This is a genomic window from Alienimonas sp. DA493 (assembly GCF_043951915.1).
Classification (GTDB): Bacteria; Planctomycetota; Planctomycetia; order Planctomycetales; family Planctomycetaceae; genus Alienimonas.
On the sequence record NZ_JBINJD010000194.1, the window covers coordinates 1 to 8,688 of the forward strand.

At 72.9% G+C, this 8,688-nt stretch carries 8 protein-coding genes and 1 pseudogene; 2 read left to right on the plus strand and 7 right to left on the minus strand.

Going from position 1 to position 8,688, the window contains the following annotated elements:
- From ACG2DA_RS20180 to ACG2DA_RS20200, 5 genes and pseudogenes are all read right to left on the minus strand, one after another.
- Positions 1 to 757 (minus strand): annotated as a pseudogene (locus ACG2DA_RS20180) (hypothetical protein); the annotation flags it as partial.
- Positions 754 to 1,485, minus strand: a complete 732-nt coding sequence (locus ACG2DA_RS20185) for a sigma-70 family RNA polymerase sigma factor (protein WP_395258154.1) — start codon at positions 1,483 to 1,485, stop codon at positions 754 to 756. The pseudogene ACG2DA_RS20180 and the gene ACG2DA_RS20185, both read right to left, overlap by 4 nt.
- Positions 1,486 to 1,536: 51 nt before the next feature.
- Positions 1,537 to 2,688, minus strand: a complete 1,152-nt coding sequence (locus ACG2DA_RS20190) for a prolipoprotein diacylglyceryl transferase (protein ID WP_395258156.1) — start codon at positions 2,686 to 2,688, stop codon at positions 1,537 to 1,539.
- Positions 2,689 to 2,737: 49 nt separating this feature from the next.
- Positions 2,738 to 3,670: a pantoate--beta-alanine ligase gene (panC, locus tag ACG2DA_RS20195; RefSeq protein WP_395258157.1), complete on the minus strand. Its 933-nt coding sequence runs from the start codon at positions 3,668 to 3,670 to the stop codon at positions 2,738 to 2,740.
- Positions 3,667 to 4,575, minus strand: a complete 909-nt coding sequence (locus ACG2DA_RS20200) for a DUF1571 domain-containing protein (RefSeq protein ID WP_395258159.1) — start codon at positions 4,573 to 4,575, stop codon at positions 3,667 to 3,669. The genes panC and ACG2DA_RS20200 overlap by 4 nt, the downstream gene beginning before the upstream one ends.
- Positions 4,576 to 5,017: 442 nt before the next feature.
- On the opposite strand from ACG2DA_RS20200, the gene ACG2DA_RS20205 reads away from it, so the two are divergent.
- Together ACG2DA_RS20205 and scpB are read left to right on the plus strand one after the other, a co-directional pair.
- Positions 5,018 to 5,749 (plus strand): hypothetical protein, encoded by a 732-nt coding sequence (locus ACG2DA_RS20205; protein WP_395258160.1) that lies wholly within the window; start codon positions 5,018 to 5,020, stop codon positions 5,747 to 5,749.
- Positions 5,750 to 5,820: 71 nt separating this feature from the next.
- Positions 5,821 to 6,390 (plus strand): SMC-Scp complex subunit ScpB, encoded by a 570-nt coding sequence (gene scpB / locus ACG2DA_RS20210; RefSeq protein ID WP_395258162.1) that lies wholly within the window; start codon positions 5,821 to 5,823, stop codon positions 6,388 to 6,390.
- A 13-nt stretch (positions 6,391 to 6,403) separates the two neighbouring features.
- On the opposite strand, the gene ACG2DA_RS20215 is transcribed toward scpB, so the two are convergent.
- Complete coding sequence (locus tag ACG2DA_RS20215) at positions 6,404 to 7,090, minus strand: thymidylate kinase (protein ID WP_395258163.1); 687 nt, start codon at positions 7,088 to 7,090, stop codon at positions 6,404 to 6,406.
- Positions 7,087 to 8,454, minus strand: coding sequence for a tRNA (N(6)-L-threonylcarbamoyladenosine(37)-C(2))-methylthiotransferase MtaB (gene mtaB / locus ACG2DA_RS20220; protein WP_395258165.1), 1,368 nt, complete (start codon positions 8,452 to 8,454; stop codon positions 7,087 to 7,089). Before mtaB ends, ACG2DA_RS20215 begins: the two co-directional genes overlap by 4 nt.
- Positions 8,455 to 8,688: the final 234 nt, after the last annotated feature.

The following is an 8,688-nucleotide window of genomic DNA, read 5'->3' on the forward strand; positions in this document are numbered from 1 at the left end:
GCCTCTCCGGCTCGACCGGTCGCGGCCGGATCGCGTTGCGGGACGCCGTCTGCTCAAACTGCAGCACCGCCAACTGGTTCGAGACCGCGGACGGGCTCTGCACGCGCACCACCCGCACCGCGGAGAGGTCGGACGTTTCGGCGAGCAACGCTTCCGGAACCGTCCGCGGCGACGCCGCGGCGAGCGAAGCGTCCGGCAGCGCCCCGTCGGCGGGGAGGCCGACGCCGTCTCGGTCGGCGTCCCGCATCTCGGCGAGTTCCGCATCCGCAAAATCCGCGGGGGCCGCTTCGCTTAGCGGGGCGGCCTCGGGAGCGGCATTGAACGAAAGCGGGCCCTCGGCTTTCTCCATCCAGGACGGGGCGGCGGGGGACTCGACGGCAGCTCCGTTGACCGCCACCGCGGCCGTCCGCTCTCCGGCCGACCAGGACCAGAGCACGGCCACCCCGCTGAGCGCCGCGGCGGTCAGCGCCAGCCCGGCGATCACGCCTGCCGCCCGCCGCCACCGCGAGGGCGGCGCCGGAACCGCGGCGGGAGCGATCCGAGGAGCGTCGGTCGGCTGGATCAGGTCGGCAGAATCGTCGGTTGCCGATTCCGCGTCGGCTTCGTCCGCGGCGATGGCGGCGAGCACGGCGTCCCGAAAGCCAGCCGGGGCGGGGGTCCGCGGGAGGGCCGTCAGCAGGCTCGTCAGGGCCGCGTCCTCGGCGTGATCGGGGGGCGGTTCCGGCGGCGGGGCGGCGGGGGGGCGGGGGTCGCTCATCGGGGCGCCTCCGCGGCCTGCGGTTCGCCAACCGATTCCCGTAGCAGCGGGGCGAGCCGGCGCTTCAGTTCCGCCCGACCCCGGTGCAGCCGGCTGCGGACGGTCCCGATCGGGACGCCGACGACCTCCGCGATCTCTTCGTAGGACAGCTCCTCGAACTCCTTGAGCACCACCACGGTCTGAAATTCCTCAGCCAGTTCCGCGACGGCGGCCCGTACGGCCTCGTCGCGCTCCTCGCCGAGGGTCGCCGCGTCCGGGGCGGCGGCGCGCACGTCCTCCCGCGGCACCGGCGGGAGGCCGGTGCGGGAGCCGCGGCGGGCGGCGGTGCGGCGGCGGGAGGCGGCGGCGTTCAACGCGATGCGGGTCAGCCAGGTCCGAAACGAACTGTCCCCCCGGAAGGTGTTCAGCTTGCGCCACGCCTTCAGGAACGCTTCCTGAGCCGCGTCCGACGCCTCGTGCGGGTCGCCCAGCAGTTTGGCGAGGGTGTCGTGCACACGATCAGCGTGCCGGTCCACCAGATCGCCGAAGGCCGCCCGCCGGTCGGCCGCCGCCGCCCCGTCGTCCACGGCGCGGGCGATGAGGGCGGCGTCGACCGGGCAGGGGGCGGTCGGCGGGGAGCCGGCGGGCGGGGCGGAGGAGTCGGCGGTCGGCGAGGGGTGGGGGATGGGGCGGGCCTTCCGGCCGGGTGCAATCGTCGGACGACGCGGCGAATTGAAAAGTTCCCGCAAAGCGGCGGAGCCGGCGAACGCCGGGTCCTGTCGATTCTGCCGGTCCCCGCGTCACCCCGCCACGCGCGCCGGACCCGTCCCCGCCGGCCCCGTCCCGGCGGCGCCGTCCGCCGCGGAGGAGCCGTCCTGCTCGCCCGGCCCCCAAGTCAGCCACGCCGTGAGCAGCAGGCCGAGACCGAACAGCACGATCGCCACCGTCTGGGCGTGCGTCAGGCCGGTGTCGAGGAACCCGGTGTCGTCGCCCCGCAACGCCTCCAGCGTGGCCCGGGCGGGCGGATAGGTCAGCAGGGCAAGGGCCAGCACCGCCCCGTTGCGCGGCCGGCGGGGGAAGTAGGCCGCGGTGAGAGCGGCCAGCACGAGCGCGTTGAACGAGCTGTACAACTGCGTCGGGTGCAGCCCGTAGGTGCGGGGAGCGTCGGGGGAGAGGAACCCGCGGCCGACCAGCGCCTCGTAGGTCACGCCGCCCTCCGGAAAGTGGATCGCCCAGGGCAGTTCGCAGCGATCGCCCCAACAGCAGCCGTACATCAGACAGCCGATGCGGCCGAAGGCGAGGCCGAGAAAGGCGCTGGGGATCGCGACGTCCGCGACCAGCAGCGGGCTGACCCGCCACCGATGGCACACGAAAATGAAGGCGATCGCCGCTCCCACGACCCCGCCCAGCAGCACGAGGCCGCCGTCGGTCAGGTTCACGGCCCGGAACGCCGCCTCCGCCAGGCTCAGCGACCGGCCCTCCGGCGCGGCGAACACCCGCTCGTGGAACCGCATCAGGTAGTTCAGCCGGGCCCCGCCGATGCCCGCGGCGAACGCCCAGAAGGTGAGGTCGTACACCAGCCCGTCCGGCAACCCGGCCCGGCGGGCCCGCCGCAGGCCGGTCCAGCCGCCGGCGACGAAGCCGCAGAAGATCATCACCCCGTAGCCGAACACCGGGACGCCGGCGAACCCGTCCGGCAGCACGCCGCCGATCCACAGCGGCAACGACAGCAGCGCCGCCAGCCCCCCGAGTCCCACCCACCGCTGGGCGGCGACCTCCGTCGCCTCGCCGTCGCCGCGGGCCTCGTCGGCGATGCGGGCCAGCCGCAGACTGATCGCCGCGTAGACGGCCCACAACAGGCAGGGCAGCCACACGCCCACGACCGGCACGCCGTCCTCCAGCCGGGCGGCGAACCACTCGTCAGGGCGGATGCGCAGCAGAATCGGGAGCATCGCGGCCCGTCCGTGGGGATGAGGTGAAGTACGAAGAGGGAAGGGGCCGTCAGGCGGTTCGCGTCGCGGCCACGTTGTCGATCAGGCGAGTGCCGCCGAGCTTGGCGGCGACGAGGATCCGCACCGTGTACGGCGGCTTCGCCGGCGGCGGACCGAGAGTCGTGGGACACCGCACGGCGGCGTAGTCGACCGCGAAGCCGGCGGCCGACAGCCGGTCGGTCAGCGCGCGTTCCACCTCCGCGGGAGCGTCGCCGGCCGCGATCGCGGCCCGGGCGGCGAACAGGGCGGCGGGCAGTTCCGCCGCGGCCGCCCGCTGCTCCGGGGAGAGGTACCGGTTCCGGCTGGACAGGGCGAGGCCGTCCGCGTCCCGCACCGTCGGCACGGACTCGATCAGGTACGGCAGGTTCAGGTCGTTCGCCATCGTGCGGACGACGGCGAGTTGCTGCCAATCCTTCTCGCCGAAGAAGGCCACGGCGGGGCGCACCATGTTCAGCAGCTTGAGCACGACCGTGGCGACGCCGTCGAAGTGCCCGGGCCGGTGGGATCCTTCCAGCGTCTCCGTCAGCGGCCCGCCGACCCGCACCGACGCGGCGATGCCGCCGGGGTGGAGATGTTCGTCCGGGTAGACCGTCCTGGCGCTCGGGGCGAAGACGACGTCCGCCCCGGCCTCCCGACAGAGCCGCAGGTCCGCCTCCAGGGTGCGCGGATAGCGGTCGAGATCCTCGCCGGGGCCGAACTGCGTCGGATTGACGAAGATCGAGACCACGACCGTGCCGCCCTTCCGGCGGCTCATCGCCTCAGCGGCCCGTTCGATCAGTGCGGCGTGACCGGCGTGCAGAGCCCCCATCGTGGGCACGAACCCGATCGGCGCCGGGGCGGCCTGCAACGCGTCGCCGACGCCGGGGGAGAACGTCAGCTCCTCCAGGTCCCGGGCGAGCGTGAGACCGTTCGGCACGGTCGGTTCGGCGGACTCTTCGCTCACAGTTTGTAGCTGGCCGGGTGGAAGTCGCGGTCGGACAGGCGGACGTCGGTTTTGATGTCGGTGTAAGTGTAGTCCTCGGCGAGCACCGGTTCGCCGCCGCCGCGGCGGAACTCGTACTGCTGGAGGCGGACCGGCAGCTTCGTCTCCTTATCCATCCACAACCGGGTGCGGGCGAAGCGGAACTCGTGCCGCGGCACCGGATGGCTGGACTCGATCACCACCACCGGGCGGCCGTTCAGTTGGGCGTCGGCGTAGTATTTCACGTCGCACTCGCCGTAGCGGGACTCCGTCGTCCACTGCTGGACCACCTTGCGGGTCAGATTCGCCAGGCCGGCCCGGGTGATCGGGTGCCGGCTGTTGGCGGCGACCAGGGCGCTGTCCGGGGCCAGGCTGACGGTCCCGGCGAGGCTGGAGATGCCCCCGGCCTCCCGCACCAGCATCTTGCCGTCGTTGGCCCCCTCCACGTAGAGCACCTGCCGGCCGGCGTTCTCCGGGTTGGTGAACCGCAGGTAGACGCTGAACGGCTCCGCCCGGAACTTCATGCGGGCTTCGTTCTCGACCGGCTTGCCGTCGACGATTTCCCGCCGCTTCAGCGTGGCGGTGTAGGAGGGCAGGGACTCCGCCGCCCGCAGGCTGACCTTGGCGTAGCGGAGGGCTTTCTCCAGCGGGTGCACCTTCGCGGCAGCCGCCTGCGTGCCGGCCCCCTGCGGAACGGCTTCCTGCCCGACCGCGACGTCCGGCAGGCTCCCGCCGACCAACACGGCCAGCCCGACCGGCGCCGCGAAGAGAACCGGCGCCGCCCAGCGGGTCAGGCGGGACGAGGCGCCCTTGGCAGGGGCGGACGACCGACCGGACCGGGACGATCCGACGGGGCGGGGCGGGGTGGCGACGACCGGGCGACTCATGGCGGTGGGTGCGGGGCGTGGAGGGCCGAAGGACAGTCCGGGCCGTCCGTTCCGCCGGCTGAGCGCCGGCGCCGAACGGAGCGGCCCACGGGGTCGCGACGGATGTCAGTCTTACAACCGAGGAGAGGAATGTGACGCAGGGGCCTTGAAAGTTCCGGCCTCGGAGCGATCCTCCTCGCCCGGCAGTCGGGCGACGTCCGCCGCGCCCCCGACTCTCGACGCAACCCCCGTGCCATGGCTAGAGGAATCCCCTTGGATTCTCACTCGATGCGGTACGCCGGTTGCACCCTTCCCCGCCGGAGCGCCGATCGCTGCGCGATCGCCGCTCCCCGGGTTCCTCGATCGACCGCCGTTGGCGGTTCGCCTCGTGCTCGACCCGCGTTCCCGCCGGCGGATTCGCCGGCATCCCGTGCATCCCAAAGTCCGTCAGGAGGCGGCCGCGATGCGTGACGCTCACGGTCCACTGTCGACGCTTCTGCTGACCGCTCCGCTGCTGGTGGTCCCCACCCTCGCGGCGATCGGTCTGCCGGGGATGGACGCGGCGTCCGACCGCGGCGGGCTGACGCTCGGCGACGGCGCCGCCGACGGCGACCCCGGCCCGTTTACGGAAGAAGGGTTCGGAGACGCGTTTGAAGAGGAGGGCGACGCGGTCGCGGCGACCGCGTCCAGCCGGGACGAATCGACCCCGGATGTCGAACCGACCGCGGAAGGCGTCCGCTGGGCGGGCGGCGAAGAGCCGACGGACCGTTTCGGCGACGACCCGCTGTTCCCCGGCGCCGTGACGGCGGCGAGCGGGACCTCGGAGAACGCCGCGGCTGAGTCCCCCATCGCCAGCCTGGTGCCGGCCGACCCGGCGCGACCGACCGCCGTCCGCTCCGCGGAAGCCGCCGCCGACGCCGCGGCCGCCGTAAGCGTCCGCACGGTCATCGATCAACTGGAGGAACTGGGGGCGGAACGGCTCGATCAAGAAGCGTCCGGCGAGCGGTTCTACTTCGGCTGCACCCTGCGGAGCGTCGCCGGCCCCGGCGGGCCGGAGGTGGATCGGCGGTTCGAGGCCGAAGCCGCGACCCTCGCCGAAGCCGCCACCGACGTACTCGCCCAGGTGCGGCGCTTCCGCCGGGCGACCGCGGGCGTTGAGGCCGGCGACCTCGCCCTCGTCGAACCGACCCGTTGATCGACGGCGACTCGCTCCTGGCGTCAAGCCGATCGCTCCCGGCCCGCTGGCGGCCGACGCCTCCGGAACGGGTGCGCGTCCGCCGCTTCGCCCCGCCGACGCGTCGTTCGACCGCCGCGACGGCCAAGCTTGCCCGGCTGGAAGCGGCGCTGATGGCCGCGGACCGGCCGCTCTCGACCCGCCGGCTGGCGGAGGCGGCCTCGCTGATTGATGCGAAAGAGGCCGCGGCGCTGCTGGACGCCCTCAACGCCCGCAACGACGCGGCCGGTTCGGCGTTCCGCGTCGAACGCGTCGCTCGCGGCTGGCGGTTGCTCACCCGGCGCCACCTCGCCCCGTGGCTGGACCGCCTGCACGCCCGGCCGACGGTGCATTCGCTGTCGGCGCCGCTGTTGGAAACGTTGACCGTCGTCGCCTACCGGCAGCCGTGCACCCGGGCCGACGTCGACGCCGTCCGCGGCGTGCAGAGCGCCGACCTGCTCAAACAACTGCTGATCGACAAGAAGCTGATCCGCACCGCCGGCGAGGAGCAGACGCTCGGCCGGCCGTTCCTGTATGAAACGACCCCGAAGTTTCTCGAGACGTTCGGCCTGAAATCGTTGGCCGAGCTCCCCGAGATCGAGGGCTTGCCGCGGCCCGCATAGGTCGGGGGCGGCGTTAGCCGCGGCCGGGGGGCCCGCACCCCTCGGTCGCGGCTGACAATACGTCGGCGGCGATGGCCTCCATCGACCGGACCTCGCCGTCCGCGGAGCAGGGGACCGGCGCCCAGCCGTCGCCGGCTGCCAGTTCGGCGTACACCGCCGCGGTGCGGGCGAGGTACTCCGCGTCGGCCTCCTGCAGGTCGGCCGCCTTGTCCGTGTAGTCCCGCTGCGCCTTCGCGGCGATCAGCCGCGTCGCCAGCGGGACGGGCAGGTCCAGCCAGACGGTGACGTCGGGGCGGGGCAGGGCGTTGAGGGCGAATTCGACGTGCTCGATCCGGCGGATCAACTCCGTCCGCTCCGCCCCCTCCCGCTTCGCCCCCTGGTGGGCGACGTTGCTGGCGACGTACCGGTCCAGCACGACGAACTCGTGCTCCGCCAGCGCCGCTTCAAGCGCCGGCTTCGACTCCAACCGGTCCCCCGCGAACAGCAGTGAGGCGAGAAACGGGTCGACCGCCTCCAGCGACCCGAATCGGCCGTTCAGGAAGTCGCCGATGCGGGCGCCGAAGAACGTCTCGCTGTACCGCGGGAAGCTCAGCAGGGTCGCGCGGCGGCCGGCGGCGCGGAGGGCGTCGACCAGCAGGCGAGACTGCGTGCCCTTGCCGGAGCCGTCGATGCCCTCCACGGCGATCAGGCGAGCGGTCATCCGTCGACCCGCCGGGCGGTCAGGCCGGTTTCCCCCTCGGCTTCGACGATCCCGTGCACCAGCCGGCCCTCGTCGGCGGCGTAGTCGCCGGGCAGTTCGACGGGGCAGAAGAAGCGGTCCGTGCCGCGGACCCAGCCGGGCCGGTCGGCGACGGGACGTTCGACCAGCACCTCCGTCGGCCGGCCGAGGCGGGAGCGGTACACCGTGCGGGCCAGCTCGCGTTCGAACTCGCCGAGCCGCTTCACCCGGTCCTTCTTCACGTCTCCCGGCACCTGGTCCGGCATCGTGGCGGCGGGGGTGCCGCGGCGGGCGGAGAAGGGGAAGACGTGCACCTTCACGTACCCGGCCTGCTCGCAGGCGGCGAGGGTTTCCTGAAACTCCTCCTCCGTCTCGCCGGGGAAGCCGACGATCACATCCGTGGTGAACGTGACTTCCCCGAGCACGTCGCGCACCCGGTCCAGTTTTTCGAGGAACCGGCCGATGCGGTAGCGGCGTCGCATCCGCTTCAGCGTGGCGTCGCTGCCGGACTGCATCGAGGGGTGGAACTGCGGGCAAAGCTTCTCGCAGTCCGCAGCGGCCTTGAGGAAGTCGTCATGGATCTCCGCGGCCTCCACGCTGGAAAGCCGCATCCGCCAATCGCCGGGAATCCGGTCCAGCTCCCGAAACAGATGCCAGAGGCGGTAGGGAGGCTTGCCGCTGCGACCGCGGGTCGATTCGACGCCGTAGTGGCCGATGTGGATGCCGGACAGCACCACCTCGCGGTAGCCGTTCTCCACCAGTCGGCGGACCTCCTTCACGATCGACGCCGCCGGCCGGGTCCGCAGCCCAGGGCGGACCTGGGGGATGATGCAGTAGGTGCACTTCAGGATGCAGCCGTCCTGCACCTTCACGTAGGCCCGGTGCCGGCCGTCGAAGGCACTGATGCCGTCCGGCCGGTTCATCAAGCCGAGCCGGTCGAAGACGTCCGGCAGCTCCCGCTTGTCAGGGACGACCTCGGCGACGTTCGGCAGTTTGGCGACGGCCTCCGGATCGCGGGTGGCGTAGCAGCCCATCACCACGGTGCGGGTCTGCGGATTGTCGCGGGCCAATCGCCGGACGAGCTGCCGGCCCTTGCGGTCGCCCTCCGCGGTCACGGTGCAGGTGTTGACCACGCACAGGTCCGCCCCCTCGCCGTCGCCCGCCTCCCGGTAACCGTTGGCGAGCAGCGTTTCGCGGACGAGCTGCGTCTCGTATTGGTTCACCTTGCAGCCGAGCGTCACCAACCGGCAGGTCGGCGCGGCGCCGTCCTGCGCGGCGCCGTGCGCGGCGGCGCCGCCTCCTTCGGAGACGCGGGGCGGGGCGGCAGAGAGGACGGGGAGCTGCACGGGAACCGAATCGAGGCGTCGCGACGGACGAGAACCGCGCGTCGGCTTGGGGAGGCGGGGCGGGCGGGGGATGATGCCCACCTTGATCGTACCGCCCCCGGATCGGATCGAAACCATGATGTGCGTCTCCCTGCTGCTGATCGCCGCCCTGGGCCAGTCCGAATCGGCAACGGCAACGCCCCCGGGCAGCGGGACGTTCGCTCGGGCCGCGGTCGCCGCCGATCACCCCGCCGC

Excerpts from the sequence above, each read along its gene's own strand:
- ACG2DA_RS20190 (WP_395258156.1), bottom strand. The coding sequence starts at position 2,688 with ATGCTCCCGATTCTGCTGCGCATCCGCCCTGACGAGTGGTTCGCCGCC.
- ACG2DA_RS20200 (WP_395258159.1), bottom strand. The coding sequence starts at position 4,575 with ATGAGTCGCCCGGTCGTCGCCACCCCGCCCCGCCCCGTCGGATCGTCC.
- ACG2DA_RS20215 (WP_395258163.1), bottom strand. The coding sequence starts at position 7,090 with ATGACCGCTCGCCTGATCGCCGTGGAGGGCATCGACGGCTCCGGCAAG.
- ACG2DA_RS20205 (WP_395258160.1), top strand. The coding sequence starts at position 5,018 with ATGCGTGACGCTCACGGTCCACTGTCGACGCTTCTGCTGACCGCTCCG.